Origin of the sequence: Streptomyces sp. NPDC005483, assembly GCF_040606035.1 — a bacterium.
Taxonomy (GTDB): Bacteria; Actinomycetota; Actinomycetes; order Streptomycetales; family Streptomycetaceae; genus Streptomyces.
The window spans coordinates 109905-127801 of record NZ_JBEXEA010000003.1 but is presented as its reverse complement, the minus strand read 5'-3'; the positions used below and the strand labels follow the sequence as shown (position 1 = coordinate 127801).

At 71.8% G+C, this 17897-nt stretch carries 18 protein-coding genes; 9 read left to right on the top strand and 9 right to left on the bottom strand.

The features are described from left to right. Positions 1-4 precede the first annotated feature (4 nt). Complete coding sequence (locus ABZT06_RS06710; RefSeq protein ID WP_355735893.1) at positions 5-460, bottom strand: pyridoxamine 5'-phosphate oxidase family protein; 456 nt, start codon at positions 458-460, stop codon at positions 5-7. Between the two features lie 816 nt (positions 461-1276). Next, positions 1277-1984 (bottom strand): dienelactone hydrolase family protein, encoded by a 708-nt coding sequence (locus ABZT06_RS06705; RefSeq protein ID WP_355735890.1) that lies wholly within the window; start codon positions 1982-1984, stop codon positions 1277-1279. Between the two features lie 178 nt (positions 1985-2162). Between ABZT06_RS06705 and ABZT06_RS06700 the strand changes: the two genes are divergently transcribed. Together ABZT06_RS06700 and ABZT06_RS06695 are read left to right on the top strand one after the other, a co-directional pair. Further along, the gene (locus ABZT06_RS06700) at positions 2163-2555 is read left to right on the top strand and encodes a VOC family protein (RefSeq protein ID WP_355735887.1); all 393 of its coding nucleotides are present in this window, start codon (positions 2163-2165) and stop codon (positions 2553-2555) included. A gap of 42 nt (positions 2556-2597) precedes the next feature. After that, positions 2598-3671, top strand: coding sequence for an adenosine deaminase (locus ABZT06_RS06695; RefSeq protein ID WP_355735884.1), 1074 nt, complete (start codon positions 2598-2600; stop codon positions 3669-3671). Here the strand turns inward: ABZT06_RS06695 and ABZT06_RS06690 are convergent. The 3 genes from ABZT06_RS06690 to ABZT06_RS06680 form a co-directional block, all read right to left on the bottom strand. Further along, positions 3659-4168: a DUF664 domain-containing protein gene (locus tag ABZT06_RS06690; protein WP_355735881.1), complete on the bottom strand. Its 510-nt coding sequence runs from the start codon at positions 4166-4168 to the stop codon at positions 3659-3661. The genes ABZT06_RS06695 and ABZT06_RS06690 overlap by 13 nt on opposite strands. Positions 4169-4357: 189 nt before the next feature. Then, the gene (locus ABZT06_RS06685) at positions 4358-5857 is read right to left on the bottom strand and encodes a carotenoid oxygenase family protein (protein ID WP_355735879.1); all 1500 of its coding nucleotides are present in this window, start codon (positions 5855-5857) and stop codon (positions 4358-4360) included. A 67-nt stretch (positions 5858-5924) separates the two neighbouring features. Then, positions 5925-6842 (bottom strand): LysR substrate-binding domain-containing protein, encoded by a 918-nt coding sequence (locus tag ABZT06_RS06680; protein WP_355735877.1) that lies wholly within the window; start codon positions 6840-6842, stop codon positions 5925-5927. Between the two features lie 124 nt (positions 6843-6966). Here ABZT06_RS06680 and mgrA point away from each other — a divergent pair, with 124 nt between their 5' ends. After that, positions 6967-7962: an L-glyceraldehyde 3-phosphate reductase gene (mgrA, locus tag ABZT06_RS06675; RefSeq protein ID WP_355735875.1), complete on the top strand. Its 996-nt coding sequence runs from the start codon at positions 6967-6969 to the stop codon at positions 7960-7962. Between the two features lie 210 nt (positions 7963-8172). On the opposite strand, the gene ABZT06_RS06670 is transcribed toward mgrA, so the two are convergent. Continuing rightward, positions 8173-8457 carry a DUF1905 domain-containing protein gene (locus ABZT06_RS06670; RefSeq protein ID WP_355737020.1) on the bottom strand — a complete coding sequence of 95 codons (285 nt, stop codon included), beginning with the start codon at positions 8455-8457 and terminating at the stop codon, positions 8173-8175. A gap of 72 nt (positions 8458-8529) precedes the next feature. Then, on the bottom strand, positions 8530-8913 hold the full coding sequence (locus ABZT06_RS06665) for a nuclear transport factor 2 family protein (protein ID WP_355735872.1): 384 nt from the start codon (positions 8911-8913) through the stop codon (positions 8530-8532). 332 nt (positions 8914-9245) lie between these two features. Here ABZT06_RS06665 and ABZT06_RS06660 point away from each other — a divergent pair, with 332 nt between their 5' ends. The 4 genes from ABZT06_RS06660 to ABZT06_RS06645 all read left to right on the top strand — a co-directional run bounded on the left by ABZT06_RS06660 (position 9246) and on the right by ABZT06_RS06645 (position 14195). Further along, positions 9246-9656, top strand: coding sequence for a hypothetical protein (locus tag ABZT06_RS06660; RefSeq protein ID WP_355735869.1), 411 nt, complete (start codon positions 9246-9248; stop codon positions 9654-9656). Between the two features lie 685 nt (positions 9657-10341). Next, on the top strand, positions 10342-12675 hold the full coding sequence (locus ABZT06_RS06655; protein ID WP_355735867.1) for an FHA domain-containing protein: 2334 nt from the start codon (positions 10342-10344) through the stop codon (positions 12673-12675). Between the two features lie 7 nt (positions 12676-12682). After that, positions 12683-13228 (top strand): hypothetical protein, encoded by a 546-nt coding sequence (locus ABZT06_RS06650; RefSeq protein ID WP_355735865.1) that lies wholly within the window; start codon positions 12683-12685, stop codon positions 13226-13228. Further along, positions 13218-14195 carry a serine/threonine-protein kinase gene (locus ABZT06_RS06645; protein WP_355735861.1) on the top strand — a complete coding sequence of 326 codons (978 nt, stop codon included), beginning with the start codon at positions 13218-13220 and terminating at the stop codon, positions 14193-14195. The genes ABZT06_RS06650 and ABZT06_RS06645 overlap by 11 nt, the downstream gene beginning before the upstream one ends. On the opposite strand, the gene ABZT06_RS06640 is transcribed toward ABZT06_RS06645, so the two are convergent. Both ABZT06_RS06640 and ABZT06_RS06635 read right to left on the bottom strand, forming a co-directional pair. After that, on the bottom strand, positions 14196-14609 hold the full coding sequence (locus tag ABZT06_RS06640; RefSeq protein WP_355735858.1) for a nuclear transport factor 2 family protein: 414 nt from the start codon (positions 14607-14609) through the stop codon (positions 14196-14198). 44 nt (positions 14610-14653) lie between these two features. Beyond that, complete coding sequence (locus tag ABZT06_RS06635) at positions 14654-15931, bottom strand: streptophobe family protein (protein ID WP_355735855.1); 1278 nt, start codon at positions 15929-15931, stop codon at positions 14654-14656. A 170-nt stretch (positions 15932-16101) separates the two neighbouring features. Here ABZT06_RS06635 and ABZT06_RS06630 point away from each other — a divergent pair, with 170 nt between their 5' ends. Next, positions 16102-17292: a DUF6777 domain-containing protein gene (locus ABZT06_RS06630; protein WP_355735852.1), complete on the top strand. Its 1191-nt coding sequence runs from the start codon at positions 16102-16104 to the stop codon at positions 17290-17292. Positions 17293-17420: 128 nt separating this feature from the next. After that, positions 17421-17879, top strand: a complete 459-nt coding sequence (locus ABZT06_RS06625) for an ATP-binding protein (RefSeq protein ID WP_355735850.1) — start codon at positions 17421-17423, stop codon at positions 17877-17879. Positions 17880-17897: the final 18 nt, after the last annotated feature.

Genomic DNA, 17897 nt, shown 5'->3' with positions numbered 1-17897 from the left:
GAGGTCATACGGCCCACACGCCGTCCTTCATGACGTGCCGTCCGCGCATCTCGTGCACGCCGTTGAGGGCCTGCACGGCGCGCGGACGCACCTGGAAGAAGGCGTAGGAGGCGCTGTCCTCACGTGGATCCCAGCCCGTCTTCGCCCGGAAAGTCTCGATCCCCGCGACCGGTACCTCCTTTCCGTCGTACGTCCGCACCTCCCCGTCGACGAGCACGACGTCCTGGGTGTCCCCGAACGCCAGCCGGACGCGTCCGCCGTCGCGCAGATTGCGGCCCGTGGGATTGGTGATCCGCGTGGACAGCCAGACGGACTCGCCGTCCCAGGCGAACCACAGCGCGACGAGACACGGCAGCCCGCCGGCGTCCGCCGTGGCCACCCAGACGTCCGTCTCGCGCTCCAGCCGGGCCAGTACATCGCGCTTGCGTTGCTCGAGGGTGCGGCCCTCGGTGATCGTCATGGCCGGGACGCTACCGGCCGCCACGCCCCGCCGCCTCGGTCCACGGCCCTACGACCGCGGACCGAGGCGCCGCCAACACCCGACCGTCGCGGTCCTGGTGAAGCAGATTCCCCGCCGCATCACGGTCACGGCCGGGCCGGCTAGTCCGGGGTGGCGCGCCGCGCAGCGGTCGACGGTCCGGTCGGTCACCTTGGGGCTGGACGTGCCGGACCTGGCAGGCTCCCGCAGCCTCTGTGGTCGGCCCGGTGGGTCATCGGGAGGCGCGGGGCTGGCCGTGCTCCGGAGGCCCCGGCTGCATTGTCGTCACGGCCGGGCCCGGCAGTCGGGGTCGCCCGCCGCGCAGCGGTCGACGGTCCGGCCCGCCGCCCTGCCGGAGGCGCGAGCCCGAGGTGGCTCCGATGGCCCGGCCGCATTGTCGTCATGGCAGGCCCGGCAGCTCCTGGTCGCCCACCGCGCACGGGTTGGCGGGCCGGCCCCGTCACCTCGCGGCTCGGTGTGCCGGACTCCGCAGGCGCCACCCGCGTGGTCCGCGCGGTGGACCATGCAGAAGGGGGCCCGACCGTCCTGACGGGCATGGCCGGATTGTCGTCACCGCTGAACCCGGCAGTTCAGGGCCGCCCGCCGCCGAGCGGTCGAAGCGCGGCCACCGCCACCTTGAGGCTGGGCCTCGGACTCCGCAGGCACCTCCAAGCCTCTGTGGTCCGCCTGGTGGACCATGCTGGGCACGTTCGGCACGACAGGACACCGTTGCTGCAACCGGCCCGATCCGCCGCAAGGTACCCCGCCTCACAGCCGGCCCGATCCAAAGGGCAGGCCCTACCCCAGCCGCTCGTGCAGGAACGGCACCGTCCTCTCCCAGGCGCGGGTGGCGGACTCGGGGTCGTGCGTCTGGCCCCCGTTGTTGAAGAAGGCGTGGTTCGCCGGGTAGAGACGCAGGTCCGGGGTGACCCCGGACTGGTCGCGGATCGCTTCGCGCAGAGCGTCGAGGCTCTCCGCCGGGATCGTCCGGTCGAGCTCGCCGTAGTGGCCCAGGATCTCCGCCTTCAGGCCCGAGAAATCGGGCAGCTCTCCCTGGATCACGCCGTAGAACGGTACCGCGGCGCTCACCCGCGGGTCCGCCGCCGCCAGGTACAGGACGAATCCGCCGCCCATGCAGAAGCCGACCGCGCCGACGGTGTCCGAGGTGACCTCGTCCAGCGACAGCAGGTGGTCGACCGCTCCGGAGAGCAGCTGCACGCCCCGCGAGACCGGCAGCTCCCGCATCATCCGCAGGGCCTCGGCGTTGTCATGGGCGACATTGCCGCCGTACAGGTCGGGCGCGAGGGCCACGAAGCCCTCCGCCGCCAGCTGGTCGGCGACGTCGGCGATGTGGTCGGTCAGACCCCACCACTCCTGGATGACGATGACACCCGGCCCGCTCCCGGACGGCGGCAGCGCCAGATAGCCGTGCGCGGTGGTGCCGCCGCTCGGGAAGGTGACGTTCTGGTGAGCGGGGGCTCCGGTCGACTTCGGAAGTTCGGTCATGGTGCGCCACTCCTGTGCGGCAGTCCGGTGAGGGGCGCCGGAGCCGTGACCCCGGCGTTGATCACCAGCCTGCCACGCGCCGTACGGCCCGCCCGCGGGACCCCCGCCAGAGCGGACTGGCGCCCCCCAGGTTTTACGTATAACCTCTCCCGTCAACCACCCGTCCCGAGAGGTTCCGATGAGACGCGTCGCCCTGGTCACCCTCGTCGTCGACGACTACGACGAGGCGATCCGCTTCTACACCGAGGCCCTCGGCTTCCGGCTCGTCGAGGACACCCCCCGCCCGGACGGCTCCCGCTGGGTCGTCGTACGGCCGGACGAACGCGAAGGCGGCACCGACCTGCTGCTCGCCCGCGCGAAGGGCGAGGCGCAGCAGGGCCGGGTGGGGAACCAGACCGGCGGGCGCGTCGGCTTCTTCCTGCACACCGACGACTTCGCCCGCGACCACGCCCACATGCTCGCCGCGGGCGTGACCTTCCTGGAGGAGCCCCGCCACGAGCCCTACGGCTCGGTCGCCGTCTTCCAGGACCTCTACGGAAACCGCTGGGACCTGCTCCAGCCCGCTGACTGATCCTCCCGCCGCCCCGTTCGACGTTCGAAGAAAGACCCCGCCATGACCGCTACGCGCGTAGACGCCGACCTGATCCGCCGCCTCCCCAAGGCCGTCCTGCACGACCACCTCGACGGCGGCCTGCGCCCCGCCACCCTGGTGGAACTCGCGGCGGAGGTCGGCCACACCCTGCCCACCACCGACCCGGACGAGCTCGCAGCCTGGTACTTCGAGGCCGCCGACTCCGGCGACCTGGTGCGCTACATAGCCACCTTCGCGCACACCCTCGCCGTCATGCAGACCCGCGAGGGCCTGCTGCGCACGGCCGAGGAGTACGTCCTCGACCTGGCCGCCGACGGGGTCGTGTACGGCGAGGTGCGCTACGCCCCCGAGCTGAACACCAACGGCGGGCTGGCCATGGCCGAGGTCGTCGAGACCGTCCAGGAGGGCCTGGCCGCCGGTATGGCGAAGGCCGCCGCGGCGGGCACCCCGGTGCGGGTCGGCACCCTGCTGTGCGGGATGCGGATGTTCGACCGGGTGCGCGAGGCCGCCGACCTGGCTGTGGCCTTCCGGGACGCCGGTGTCGTCGGCTTCGACATCGCGGGCGCCGAGGACGGCTTCCCGGCCGCCGACCACCTGGACGCCTTCGAGCACCTGCGCCGCGAGAACGTGCCGTTCACCATCCACGCCGGTGAGGCCCACGGTCTGCCCAGCATCCACCAGGCCGTGCAGGTGTGCGGCGCCCAGCGGCTCGGCCACGGCGTGCGGATCACCGAGGACATCCCCGACCTCGCGGGCGGCAAGCTCGGCCGGCTGGCGGGCTGGGTCCGGGACCGCCGTATCGCCCTGGAGATGTGCCCGACGTCCAACCTCCAGACCGGCGCGGCCACCTCGATCGCCGAGCACCCGATCACGGCTCTCAAGGACCTGGGCTTCCGGGTCACCCTCAACACCGACAACCGTCTCGTCTCCGGTACGACGATGACCCGCGAGATGTCCCTGCTGGTCGAGGAGGCGGGCTGGACGGTCGAGGACCTTCGCACGGTCACGGTGAACGCGCTCAAGAGCGCCTTCATCCCGTTCGACGAGCGCAAGGCCCTCATCGACGACGTCGTCCTGCCGGGCTACGCGCTCTGAAGGAGCCCCCGCAGGTAGGCGGCCTGTCCGACGTGCTGGAGATCGTCGGACAGGACGCTGACCAGCCGCACCGCCAGGGTGACCGGCGGATCCCAGTTCTCGTCCACGACGCGGTCCAGGTCCTCGGCGCTCAGCCCGCGCAGGGCTTCGAGACTCTGGGCGTGCACGGCGTCGTAGTAACCGGTCAGCAGGTCCGCGGAGTCGACCCGCACCTTGGCGACCTGCGCGGAGGTGTGCCCGTAGCCGATGTCCCGGGGCTTCAGATCGAGGCCGAACCGCTTCTCCCAGTCCTGCGTCAGCCACACCTGGTCGAGGCCGAGGGCGCCGGCCACGTGGTCGTCCTGGACGCGGGTGAGGTGCCAGACCAGCCAGGCCAGGGAGTTGGCGTCGGGGCCGGGACGGTGGTTGAGGTCGTCGGGGCCCAGGCCCTCGACGGCGGCGTGGACTTCTTCCTGGATGCGGCTGTAACCGTCGATGAGGATGTCCTTTGCATGCATGCCACCCACCATCGCGCATCACGCCGCGTCACGCGTCGGAATCCGGCCCTCGCGTCGGGCGCCGGACTCTGGCCCCCGGGTCAGGCGCCTGACTGCGGCCCCCGGCCCACGCGCCGGACTGCGGCCCTCGCGCCACGCGCCGGACTCCGGCCCCGGGCCACGCGCCGGACTCCGGCCCCGGACCACGCGTCAGGCGTCGGGAATCCAGCTCCCGTGGAAGCCGAGCGGCACCCGTCCCGGCAGATGGATCCGGGCCACCGGCTCGGCCGTGAAGTCCTGGGCCGCGAGGATCACCAGGTCGGAGGCCCCGCGATCGGGGTTGTGCACATACGCGATCGCATAGCCGTCGTCCTCGGCCGCCCTCCCGTCGCAGGGGTCGGACGGCACGAACAGCGCCTCGCTCGCCGCCGCGTCCCGCGGCAGCCGGTGCACCTGTGAGGTGCCGCGCAGCAGGTCGTGCTTGATGAGCGCGTTGCTGAACGCCCGGTCGGGCGGCGGGTTGCCGTCGACCGCCTGATAGGCCACCGCCATCTCCGCGGAGGCCGCCGAATAGCCGTAGCGGTGCCGGCGGGACACCAACGCCTCGTTGACGCGCGGGAATTCCTGGGGGCGGTCATCGAGGGTCCGCACCCGCACCCGCCCCTGACGCAGGTCGACCGTCCAGCGGTCCAGCCGCGGGGTACCCGCCGTGTACGGGCCTCCCGACCCGTTGCCCGCCACGAGGAAGGGTCCGTCGAAGTTGGTCGTGTCGATGACCAGGTTCGAGCCCTCCTCGTACGCGTTGAGGGTGTGCGAGTAGTACACCGGGTCGACCTCGAACCAGCGGACCGCACCTCCCTCGCGCGGCAGCACACCGATCCGGGCCGGATGCCGGTCGTTCCAGACGTAGGGCACGATGTCGCCGCGCTCGGCGCCCGCCGGATCGAAGGTGACCGGCATGTCGAGGATGATCACGTAGTGCTCGGTGAGCGCGAAGTCGTGGATCATCGGCGCGTCCGCCACCGGGATCCGTGTGCTGCGCGAGACGCGTCCCGCCGGGTCCACGACCAGGTGCCGGACGTGGTCCCAGGTCGGGTAGTAGGCGATCGCGTGCAGCTCACCGGCGTGGACGTCGAACTTGGTATGTGCGGTGAACGCGCCCTCCACGGTGCCCCGGAAGTCGTACGTGCCGACGGTGTTCAGCTCCTCGTCGAGCTCGTACGGCAGCGGCCCGCTCTCCTGGAGCGCGAGGATCCGCCCCCGGTACGGGATCACATGGGTGTTGCACGGGAAGTCGTCCGGCGGCACCGGACCCGGGTAGGGCTCGCCGAGCTTCTTCGCCACCTGGGAAGAGCGCACCCAGCGGTTGCGGTACCACTCGGCGCGGCCCTCGCGCAGCCGCACGCCGTGCACCATGCCGTCGCCGAGCATCCAGTGGTGGGCGCGCGGGTCCTCCAGGCCCAGGACGTTGGGGCCGTTGCGCAGATACCGGCCGTTCAGCTCGTGGGGGATGCGGCCGGTGACCGGCAGGTCGAAGGCCGTCAGCTCCTCGGTGACCGGCTTGAACGCGCCCTCCAGGAACGGGAAATGGCGTGCCGTCCCGGGCGCCGCCACGGCGGGCGAGGCACCTGCTCCGGAGCCGACGAGTGCGCCGGCCGCCGTGATCGCCGCCGCGCCGCGCAGTACGTTCCGTCGTGTGGGGTCCGTCATCTTCCCTACTCCTGACCGTGGTTGTCCTCGGGAACGGTCATGAGTCTGGTGCGCGGGACGGATCAGGTCACGAGGCGTGGGCCCCGTCCTGAGGTGTACTCAAGCCCCCTGTTTCCAGCAGGGACATCAGTGCCCGGGCCGCCGGGCTAGTGGCCTGTGAGGGGGGAAGCAGCGCGACCGTCTCGTACACGGTCTCGCCGGTGCCCTTGACCGGGAGCGCGGTCAGTGACTCCCGCTTGTGCCGGAAGTGGCGTGGTACGACGGCCACGCCGAGGTTCTCGTCCACCAGGTCGAGGAGGCTGTGCACGTCGTTGACCTCAAGGGCGACGTTCCGGCGCAGACCCGCGTCGGCGAAGGCGGCGTCGGTGGTGCGGCGCGGCCCCCAGTCCGGATGGAAGTCCACGAAGACCTCGCCGTCCAGGTCCTCGGGCGTCACGGCCGCGCCGATGGCCGCGAGCCGGTGGCTCGGATGGCACAGCACGGTCATGGGCTCGCTCGACAGCGGTACGACCCGCAGCTGGTCGGTGTCCTCCTGCGCCGCCCGCACGGCGAAGGCCAGGTCCAGGCGCCCGGCCGCCACCTCCTCCGCGAGCGCGGCCGACCCCGCCTGGCGCAGACAGATCTCCACGTCCGGATGCTGTCGGCGGAACGCGGCGAGCAGCCCCGCCACGTGCAGCCCGGCGATGCACTGCTCGGACCCGATCGCGAGCATCCCGCGCAGTACGCCCTGCACCGCGGCCACCGCCTCGTGCGCCGAGCGCACCTGCGCCAGGATCCGCTCGGCCTCGCCGAGCAGGGCCCGCCCGGCCGGGGTGAGGGTCACCCGGCGGGTGGTCCGCACGAACAGCGGTGTCTGCAGCTCGCGCTCCAGCGCCCGGATGGACGCGGACAGCCCCGACTGGGACACCAGGAGCCGCTCGGCGGCCCGGGTGAAGTGCTGGTCCTCGGCGACCGCCACGAAGTGCTGGAGATGGCGTAGTTCCATGATTGAGAAGCCTATCCGCTGAATTCCATCGGATTCTTCTGTTGGACCGATGCCCCCAGGTCGCGAAAGAGTGGACACAGGTCCAAGACCCTGGTTCCACCGTGCCAACCCCTCTGGAGTCGCGTTGTACACCGCACACCCCGACCGCTACGCGGAGATGCCCTACCGGCGCACCGGACGCAGCGGCCTGAAGCTTCCCGCGATCTCGCTCGGCCTGTGGCACAACTTCGGCCCGGCGGACCGTACCGTCGAGACCCAGCGGGCCATCCTGCGCCGCGCCTTCGACCTCGGCGTCACCCACTTCGACCTCGCGAACAACTACGGCCCGCCGCCCGGCGCCGCCGAGTCCGCCTTCGGTGAGGCGCTGAAGTCCGACCTCGCGGCGTACCGCGACGAGCTGATCATCTCCACCAAGGCCGGCTATCTGATGTGGCCCGGCCCGTACGGCGAGTGGGGCTCCCGCAAGTACCTGCTGTCCTCGCTGGACCAGAGCCTGACCCGGATGGGCCTGGACTACGTCGACGTCTTCTACTCGCACCGCCCCGACCCGGACACCCCCCTGGAGGAGACGATGGGGGCCCTGCACACCGCGGTCCAGCAGGGCAAGGCGCTCTACGTCGGCATCTCCAACTACTCCGCCGAGCAGACCCGCGAGGCCGCCCGCATCCTCGGCGAGCTCGGCACCCCGCTGCTCATCCACCAGCCGCGCTACTCGATGCTGGACCGGCGCCCCGAGGATGGCGGCCTGCTGGACGCGCTGGACGAGCTCCAGGTCGGTTCCATCGTCTTCTCCCCGCTGGAGCAGGGCCTGCTGACCGGCCGCTACCTCGACGGCATCCCCGAGGACTCCCGGGCCGCGAGCGACAGCCCCTTCCTGAACTCGGACGCGGTCACCGAGGACCTGGTCCAGAAGCTCCGTGAGCTCAACGACATCGCCAAGGGCCGGGGCCAGACCCTCGCCCAGCTGGCCCTGGCCTGGGTCCTGCGCGGTGGCCGCGTCACCTCGGCCCTCGTCGGCGCCAGCAGCCCGAAGCAGATCGAGGACAGCGTGGGCACGATCGCCAACCTGGACTTCGACACGGAGGAACTGGCGAGGATCGACGCGATCGTCAAGGCGTGACCGACCCGACCGCGACGACCGCGGCCAGCTGAACGAACCGGGCACCGGCTTCAGGCCGGTGCCCGGTCCCCGTCACCTCGGCGTCCCCACCACCACAGGGCGAAGGCGCATCCCGCACCTGCGCCTGCCGTGGGAGAGCTGGGGTACGACCCGATGGGACGGCCGCCGCCAGGCGGCCAGTGTCCGACGCGGTCGGACACGCAGGCCTGATCAACCGGTCCGCTCCTCGATGCGCACGGTCACCGTGTCGCCCGCCTCCTTGCCGATGGCCTTCCTCACCTCGGCCTTCACGGGCAGCATGTGGGTGCCGTCCCCGAGGGCCATGAAGGAGCCCCGGAAGGGGTGTCCGTCGATCGTCCCGCGGACCTTCACCAGTCCGCGGGTGCCGAAGAACTCGACGGAGGCGGGCCAGCGGACACAGGTCCAGCTGCCCTTCTCGGGGTTCCTGCTGAGGACCGCGGTGAACTCCGCGTCGACTTCTCCGGTCGTGGCCATGATGTTCTCCCTCGCCGACGGCTTCCTCTTCACGAGACCACCGGCGAGGGCAGAACTCATCGCGGACGTCCCTCAGGAACCGGTGGGCACCCGGTCCAGGAACCCCTGCACGGTCCTGATCCGGCCGTCCCCGGCCAGCGTGATCACGTCGGATCCGGCGACGGGTGCCGATCCGTCGGCCTCGCTCACGAGCTCCCAGGAGAAGCGCGCGGTGTCGTGATGCCCGTCGACGGCGCCGGTGATCCGGAAGGTGAAACCCGGGAACTGCTCGTGAGCCGCCGCGATCACCGCGGCGATCTCGTCGTGGCCGACCACGTCGGCCAGCGGGTCGGTGTACCCGCCGCCCACCGCCCAGGCGGCCGCCACGGCCTTCGTGCGTGCCTCGGGCTCACGCGCGTTCCAGGCTTCGAAGTAGCGGGCGACGGCAGTCTCATAACGGTCGGTGTTCGCGGGCATGGGAAATCAGCCTCCATCGAGGTCGTCTGTGCTGGTGGGACCTGGTGAGACAACCTTGCCCGCGGCGCCCGGAACCGTCGATTACCTCTCGGGTCATGACGTTTGAACGTGTACCCGTCAGATTTCGGCCAGGAGGGAGGGTGAATATGCCAAGAGACTGGCCAAAAAGACGTGGTGACAGTGTTTCAGTAGTGAACATACTCGACTGACAGGCCCTTCACATCGAGCGAGGTGCCCGTCACGTACAGCAGCAAGAACCGCGTACCGCACATGAGCCGCACGGAAAGCGAGGCCCTGCCGGCAGGCGAACGGAGCAAGCGGGGGAGTGGATCGTGCACGACGAATTCCTGTGCCATGTCACGGGGTACGGCATCTGCGACGGGCGGCGCATCGGCGTGCCCCTCGGAACCTACCGCGCGCCCACCCTCGCCCTCGCCCTGTGGTGGTTACGCGACCGGGCCTCGTGGATCGCCGACCGTTTAGACCCCCAGCCCGAGGCCGAGTACTTCCCGGCGGGCGCCCTCGCCCCCGTCGGCGACACCGTGCTCGACGTACCCGCCGTGATGCGGGCCTGGTGCGCCGATCTGTACCAACAGGAGCTGGTCGCCGACGAGTTGGCGGCCGGCCGGCTGGTCCGGATCGCCGCGAGCGACGACACCACGGAGTACGAACTGCTCGCCGAGTCCGTGGACGCCGTGAGAATGCACCGAATGGCCTCAGCACTCTTCACCCCGGTGGCGTGAGCCGCCTGCCGCTCCGCGTTCGGCGGCCTGGGTCGAGTCGCCCGTCCTGGCTCGGCTTGGCTGGACCGCGTTGCCGACCTGGCCCGGTGTGGGTCCGGGTTGAGTCGCATCCTTGCTCGCGTGGCGTGAGCCGCCTGCCACTCCGCGCTCGGCGGCCTGGGTCGAGTCGCCCGTCCTGGCTCGGCTTGGCTGGACCGCGTTGCCGACCTGGCCCGGCGTGGGTCCGGGTTGAGCCGCATCCTTGCTGGCGTGAGCCGCCTGCCGCTCCGCGCTCGGGGGGCTCGGACCGAGTCGTCGTAGTGACTCGGCGTGGCCTGGCTCGAGTCGCGTCCTCGCTCGAGTGGCCTGAGCCGACCACCACGCCGCACTCGCGTGCCCTGGCCCGAGTCGCCGTCCCGACTCGCCGTGGCCCGAGCCGAACCCACGTCCCCTGGACCCGGTCGCCGCCCCAACCCAGCGTGGCCCGAGCCGAACCCCCGTCCTCGCTCCCGTCCCCTGGACCTGGTCGTCGTCCCGACCGGCGTGGCCCGGGCCAGGCCGCGGCCCGTGGCCGCCCGAGCCGCCGCCCCCACTCCGGTGCGCCCCGCAGCACTCTCCGCCGCTCAGCCATGCCGTATCGCGTCACTCTCCGTTGTCCGATCCCGGTCGCCGGGCGGGCAAAGGGGTGAATCGGTAGAATTCTGGCATGGTGGAACGGCCGGTCGCACCGACGGCGCCCGAGCTCGTCCTGGAGACCGACACCGGCTCCACGGTGATGAGCCCGGGCCACGATTACCACGTGGGGCGCGACCCCTTGAGCGACATCGTCATCGACGATGCCCGGGTCTCCTGGCATCACGCGGTGCTGCGACCCGATGACGACCATTGGACCCTCGAGGACGAGAACAGCACCAACGGCACCTATGCCGACGGCCGCCGCGTCCACGAGTGGGACGTCGGCCCCGGCAGCGTGATCCGCTTCGGCAGCCCCTCCGACGGCCCCTGCGCGGTCCTGCTGGGCCTCCCCGCCCCCGAGCGCCCCTCCGCGGTCTCGATGCCGGGCCTGACCGGCACCTTCCGCGCGCCCACCGCGGTACGCCCGCTGCCCACCCGCACGGTCCGTATCGGCCGCGCCGAAGACAACGACCTCGTCATCGACGACCTGATCGTCTCCCGTCACCACGCCGAGCTGCGCGCCCTGCCCGACGGCTCGTACGAGATCGTCGACCTCGGCAGTCACAACCGCACCTACCTCAACGGCCTGCCCGTCACGAGCGCCCCCCTCGGGCCCGGGGACATCGTCGGCATCGGCCACTCGGCGTTCTGCCTGGTCGGTGAAACGCTCCAGGAGTACGTCGACACGGGCGAGGTCTCCCTCGACGTCCAGGACCTCACGGTCGCCGTCGACCGCGGCCGCAAGACCCTGCTCGACCAGGTGTCCTTCCCGGTGGGGGAGAAGTGCCTCCTCGCGGTCGTCGGCCCGAGCGGCGCCGGGAAGTCCACGCTCCTGAACGCCCTCACCGGTCAGCGGCCCGCCGACCACGGCACCGTCCTGTACGACGGCCGCGACCTCTACCGCGACTACGCCGAACTGCGCCAGCGCATCGGCCTGGTCCCGCAGGACGACATCCTGCACGCCCAGCTGACCGTCCGCAGCGCCCTGTCCTACGCCGCCGAACTGCGCTTCCCGCAGGACACGGCGAAGGCCGAACGCCGCGAACGGGTCGACGAGGTCATCCGCGAGCTGGGACTGGAGCAGCGCGCCCGGCAGCCCGTGCACAGCCTCTCGGGCGGACAGCGCAAGCGGGTCAGCGTGGCCCTGGAACTGCTGACCAAGCCCTCCCTGCTCTTCCTGGACGAACCGACCTCCGGCCTGGATCCCGGGATGGACCGCTCGGTGATGCACATGCTGCGCGGCCTCGCCGACGACGGCCGCACGGTCATCGTCGTCACCCACAGCGTCCTGAGCCTCGACGTCTGCGACCGCCTGCTCGTCCTCGCGCCCGGTGGGCGGATCGCCTACTACGGGCCGCCCGAGGACGCCCTCGCCTACTTCGGCTTCACCCAGTGGCCCGAGGCGTTCGAAGCCTTCGAACGCGACCAGGACCGCGACTGGGCGGGCGACTTCCGCTCCTCGGCCTTCCACCACCAGTACGTCGCCGAGGCCACCGCGCAGCCCCCGATGCCCCGCTCCGAGCCGGTCATCATCACGCCCCCGCCGAGGCCCCGCAGCCGCGGCGCCCAGCTCGGCACCCTGATCCGCCGCTACACCGCCGCCCTCGTCGCGGACCGCACCTTCCTCGCCATCATGATCGCGCTCCCCTTCGTCATGGGCGCCATGGCCCGGGCCCTCGCGGGCAGCCGGCTCACCCAGGACTCCGCGATGAACGCCCTGCTCATCCTGTGCGTCGGCGGCGTGCTCACCGGCGCCGCGAACGCGGTGCGCGAGCTGGTGAAGGAACGGGTCATCTACCAGCGGGAACGGGCCGTCGGCCTGTCCAGATCGGCGTACCTGATGTCGAAGGTGGTCGTCCTCGGCTCGATCACCGTCGTGCAGGCGGTCGTGCTGACCCTCGTGGCCCTCCTCGGCGTCGACCTCAACGCACCGGGCGGCGAAGGCGTGTTGATGCCGCCCCTTGCCGAGATCACGATCGCCGTCGCCCTGCTGGCGTTCACGGCGATGATGCTCGGTCTGCTCGTGTCCGCGCTGGTGCGCAAGGAGGAGGTGACGATGCCGCTGCTCGTGCTTCTCGCCATCGTCCAGGTCGTCTTCTGCGGCGCCCTGCTGAAGCTCGACGGCGTGCCCGGCCTGGAACAGCTGTCCTGGCTGGTGCCCTCGCGCTGGGCGCTCGGCGCGATGGCCGGCACCATCGGCCTCGCCCGGATCGTGCCCGGCGACCTCACCGGTGATCCGCTGTTCAAGCACTCGGCGGGTGTGTGGCTGCTGAACATCGGCATGCTCGTCGTCTTGTCGGTGTTCTTCGGATTCGTCGTCTCCCGGCTGCTGCGCCGCCACGAACCCGCGGTCATGCGGAAGTAGGCCGCCGATGACGACCCCCGGCTTCCGGCCCACCCATGTCGTCCCCGGGTACGGCATGCCCGCCTGGGAGGCCCCCGACCCCGCCCGCCCCACCGTGCCCCTCGACCCCCTCCTCCCCGTCCAGCTCGCCGAGCGGCGCGGCGACTGGGCGTACGTCCTGTGCGCCAACGGCTGGTCGGCCTGGGTCGACGGCCGCCTCCTGGTCGCCGTACCGCAGGACCCGCCCGCCCCCGAGAGCCCGCTCACCCGCGCCGCCGACCCGCGCCCCCTGCTGGCCCGCGCCGACGAGACCCTCGCCGGCTACCGGGCCGCGGTCGAGGAGCTGGCCCGCGGCGGCCTGGACGGGGAGACCTTCCGCGGCCGCACCCGGGGACTGCGGATCGGGGTGGTCGTCGACGGGGAGCACGTGTGGCTGTACGACGCCCAGCACGGACGCTGGGTCTACGCGGACGGGACCCGGCTCAGCACCTACGCCACCGACGATGCGCCCCGTGCGGCCGCCGACAGCCCCGGACACGCCCCCACCCAGGTGGTGACCCCCGATGGCCCATGAGACCAGCCTTTTCTCGGGACGCCCCTCCGAACTGGTCGGCCGCCAGGTCGCGACCTACCGCATCGAACAGGAGATCGGCCGCGGTGGCATGGCCGTCGTCTACCGGGCCCGGGACCTGCGCCTGGACCGCACGGTGGCGCTGAAGCTGCTGGCCCCCGAGCTCGCCCGCAACGACACCTTCCGCAACCGCTTCAGCCACGAGTCCCGGGTGGCGGCCGCGATCGACCACCCGCACATCGTCCCGGTCTTCGAGGCCGGCGAGACGGACGGCGTGCTGTACATCGCCATGCGGTACGTCGCCGGCAGCGATCTGCGCCATCTGCTGGACCGCCAGGGCCCGTTGCCGCTGCCGACCGCGCTGCGGATCGCCGCCCAGGTGGCCTCCGCGCTCGACGCGGCCCACGAGCACGGCCTGGTCCACCGGGACGTGAAGCCCGGCAACATCCTGGTCTCCCGCGGTACCGACAGCGACCATCCCGAGCACGTCTACCTCACCGACTTCGGCCTCACGAAGAAGTCCCTGTCGCTGACCGGGTTCACGACGGTCGGCCAGTTCGTCGGCACCCTCGACTACGTGGCCCCCGAGCAGATCTCCGGCCGCCCGGTCGACGGCCGCTGCGACGTCTACGGCTTCGCCTGTGTGGTCTACGAGTCCCTCACGGGCCACCCGCCCTTCCGCCGCGACGACGACATGGCCCTGCTGTGGGCCCACCAGTACGACGCCCCGCCCGCCCTCTCCGAGTCCCGCCCCGGCCTGCCCGCAGCGCTCGACGCGGTGTTCGCCAGGGCCCTCGCCAAGATCCCCGACGACCGCCACGACTCCTGCCTCGACTTCGTCGCCGACCTCCGCTCGACGGCGACGGGCGGCCACCCGCCGACGGAGGTCGCCCTCCGCACCGTAGAACCGCCGGAAACCCGCCCGAAGCCTCCACCGCGCTGGGCGGAGCCGGTGGTCCGGGGACGGTAGTCAGCCCTGGCCCAGGCCGTTCAACGGCAGCTTCCGCGCCAGCACCCTGCGGCGGCTGATCCGCCACTGCGCGCCGACGCGGACCACGGTGTCCTCGTAGGTGACCGAGCCGCACGAGCCGTCCGCAATGACGGCGAGACCCTTGGAACGGGCACGGCCCCGGTCGTCGGTGATCTCCTCGACGAACACGTTCGTGACGTGGTGGGCCAAGGGGTTCCCGGCGCCGAGCGCCAGAGCCGCCTCCCTGATCGCGGCGAGTCCGGTGAGTTCACCGTGGCCGAAGTCGGACACGTCGTAGACCACCTCCGCGGTGAAGACCTCGTGCAACCGGTCCAGCGCACCGGAGTCCACCAGATGGCCGTGCAGCGCGATCAACTCCGTGACGGCGAGCCGGTCTTCGAGAGCCGATGCCATGTGCAGCCCTTTCCTCGACTGAGCGCACTCTGTCATGCGCCGCGTCACCCGTCAGCCGGTTCGATCTCTCCTTTGCGCCGTACCGGTCGTGCCAGCAGTGCGCCCAGGAAACCGGTGACCAGGCCCCACAGGACGCCGAGGCCGACCGCGGACCACAGTTGCGGTGTGAGGAACAGCTTGCCGCCCAGGCCGCCGCCGAGGTCGCCGATGCCGAGTACCGACAGGCCGTAGTGGGCGGAGACACGGCCCATGAGGCAGATCATGAGGACCGTCAGGGCGAGGGCGAGCGCCAGGCGGACGGCGTGCTGCCAGGCGCGGACGCGGGCGGGGGAGCGGGCCGCCATCAGGAACGCGACCGAGAGCAGCAGGACCGCGTCGACGACCACCAGCCACCAGACCCGGCCGTCGTGCTCGGCGAGGGTGTGCAGATTGAGCGTGGCGGTGTCCTTGGAGCGCAGGACCTCGTCCAGGACGTGCGGCATGGGCAGTCCGAAGGGGCCCTCCACGCGGCCGTGCCAGGTGGCGCCGAGGCCGATGGTCAGGGTGAGCCAGACCAGGTTGGGCAGGCCCAGCAGGATCACCGCGAGGGTCTCGGGCGCATGCCCCCGGGTCACGGCGACCACCAGGGCGATGAGCGCGCCCAGGACGACGTAGGCGAGGAGGAGCACGACCATGGCGTGCGCCGCGGGCCGTACCGACTCCTGGAGGCGCAGCAGGTGCCCCGGCAGCGGAGCCCGGCGCGAGACCAGCAGGGCCAGCACCAGGACGCCGGCCATCCACAGGACGCCGAAGAAAAGGGTCTGCGGTACGTCCGTGGTGAAGCCGACCTCGGGGGAGACACCGAAGAGGTCGCCCAGGTCGCTCAGCGTGTCGTCACCGAGCGAGAGCTTGAACGTCTGACGGGCGGCTAAGGCCAGGGCGAGGAGCGCGAGGAACCACAGGACGGCGATCCGGGCGGCCCATCCGGCGAGTTCGCGGCCGCCGGCGACGGCCCGGTGCCGCAGCGGCCGCAGGAATCCCGCGCCGAGCATCAGCGCACCGGTCAGGGTCACGGAGAGGGGGATCACGGTGAGTCCGGCCTTGCTGCCGGCGAGCCCTCCCGCGCTTCCCGACAGCTTGACCGTGCCGCCGACGGCTGTGACGACGCTCGCCGCGACGACCCGGGGGAACGCGTGGTCCGGAAGGCCGGACGCGCCCGCCGCCCACAGCCCCAGCGCGGCCACCACCCCCATGGCGATCAGCGCGACCAGGACGGTGGCCAGGGCCTGAACCCAGCCGTGGCGAGCGACGACCGCCTGGTGGAAGGGGGTTTGCGGGTTCACCCTGCCACGCTAAGCAGCCCGGGGACGGCGCGCCTGCCGGGAGGTCCGTCCGCGTCCGCTTGCGGGCGGCACTCGACCGGAGCAGACAATAGGAGTGTCGCGGAAAATGCGGCTCAATCGGGGCAATCGGATCACGCGCCGCAGGAATCCCGCGTCGGGAAGAAGAACTCGTGAGCGTCGGACCGCCCTCGTCGGGCCGCCCCACCGGGCCGCCCTCCGGCCCGCTGTCGGGCCCCTCGCAGCCGCCTTCGGGCCCGCCCTCGCAGCCCCCGGGCAGCAGCGGTGGAGCACCCGAGCCGGAACCCCGCCGCCCCTGGTGGAGATCCGCGCCCCGGGTCGCGATCATCGCCGCCGCGGTCGTCGCCGCCGTGGTCCTCGCGGTCGTGTTCACCCGCTCCGACGGCGGCTCACCCTCGGCAGGCGGCAACGGCGAGGTCTTCTTGCAGGCCGCCGCCAAGACGGGCCCCGACCCCTTCACCGAGTCGACCGCGAAGGACAGCTCCGTGCCGCCGGTCTCCGCCTCCCCGACCGGCTCCTCCGAGCCCGCCAACGCCGTACGCGGCGTGGACGGCGCCGCTCCCGGTCTCTACGGCGGCACCCGCAACGTCTCCAGCTGCGACGTCGAGAAGCAGGTCAAGGCCCTTCAGGCGGACCCCGCGAAGAACAGGGTCTTCGCCTCGGTCGCCGGCGTCCAGCCGTCCGGGGTCCCCGCCTTCCTGCGCTCGCTCACACCCGTCCAGCTGCGCATGGACACCCGCGTCACCAACCATGGCTACCGTGACGGCGCCGCCACCAGCTACCAGGCCGTCCTCCAGGCCGGCACCGCCGTGCTCGTCGACGACCACGGGGTGCCCCGCACCCGCTGCGCCTGCGGCAACCCGCTGACCCCACCCATCGCGCAGCAGAGCACGCCGAAGACCACCGGCGACACCTGGGCGTCGTACAGCCCCTCGAACGTGGTCGTGGTCGCGCCCTCGACGACGGTCATCAACATCTTCGTGATCTACGACCCCGACCACCACGACTGGATCGCCCGGCACCGCGGCGACACCGGAGGCAAGGACCACAAGACCCACCCGCCGACCAGGCCCTCACCGCCGGTGAGCGTGTCCCCGACGGCACCGAGCACACCCCCGACCTCCGCGTCGCCCTGCGTCTCCACGTCGGCCGGAGCCACCGCATCCCCCTCGGGATCGGCGAGGCCGTGCCCGCCGGCCCCGATCTCCCCGTCCTCACCGGCCCCGAGCTCGCCCTCGCAGCAGCCGCCCAGCAGCGAGTCCTCGAGTGACGAGCCCGTCACACCCGGCTCCTCGGCACCGCCGCCACCCCTCACCTCCGGCACCACGCCGGAGACGACATAGTCGGCTTCCCTGTACGGCGTTCCGGTGTCCTGGACGGTGTGACGCGTCACCTGGAGTGCGAATCGCGGCTCGGGGTACGAGCACTGGTGCAGCAGCGTCCGGCCAGTCCGGCTTCCGAGAGAGAACGCATGATCGATCACCTGGACGGGGCAGTGATACCGACTGGTTTCGACGTGCCCGTGGAACCCCTACGGCAGGCGGCGCACTACACCGGCGAACCGGGATGCATCGCCGAGGCACGGTCGTTCGCCGCGGACTTCCTCGGCAAGCTCAGAACCGAGTGGTGTGCGTCCATCGGCGACCGTACCGAGGGCGAGGTGCTCCTCGTGGTGAGCGAACTCGTCACCAACGCCGACCGGCACAGCAACGGGCCGTACATCCTCGAGCTGGAGGGCACCGACGCCGCGGTCGTCGTCACGGTCTACGACAGCAGCGTGGCCCTGCCCCGCAGGTTCCCGCGGGATCCCGAGCGCGTCGGCCGGCACGGCCTGGAGATCGTGCACGTCCTGGCGCGGGAGGTCGCGGCGGAACGCGTACCGGTCGGCAAGCGCGTGAGGGCGGTGCTGGGCTTCGGCGGCAAGGAGTGAGGCGGCGCGGAGGGAGCG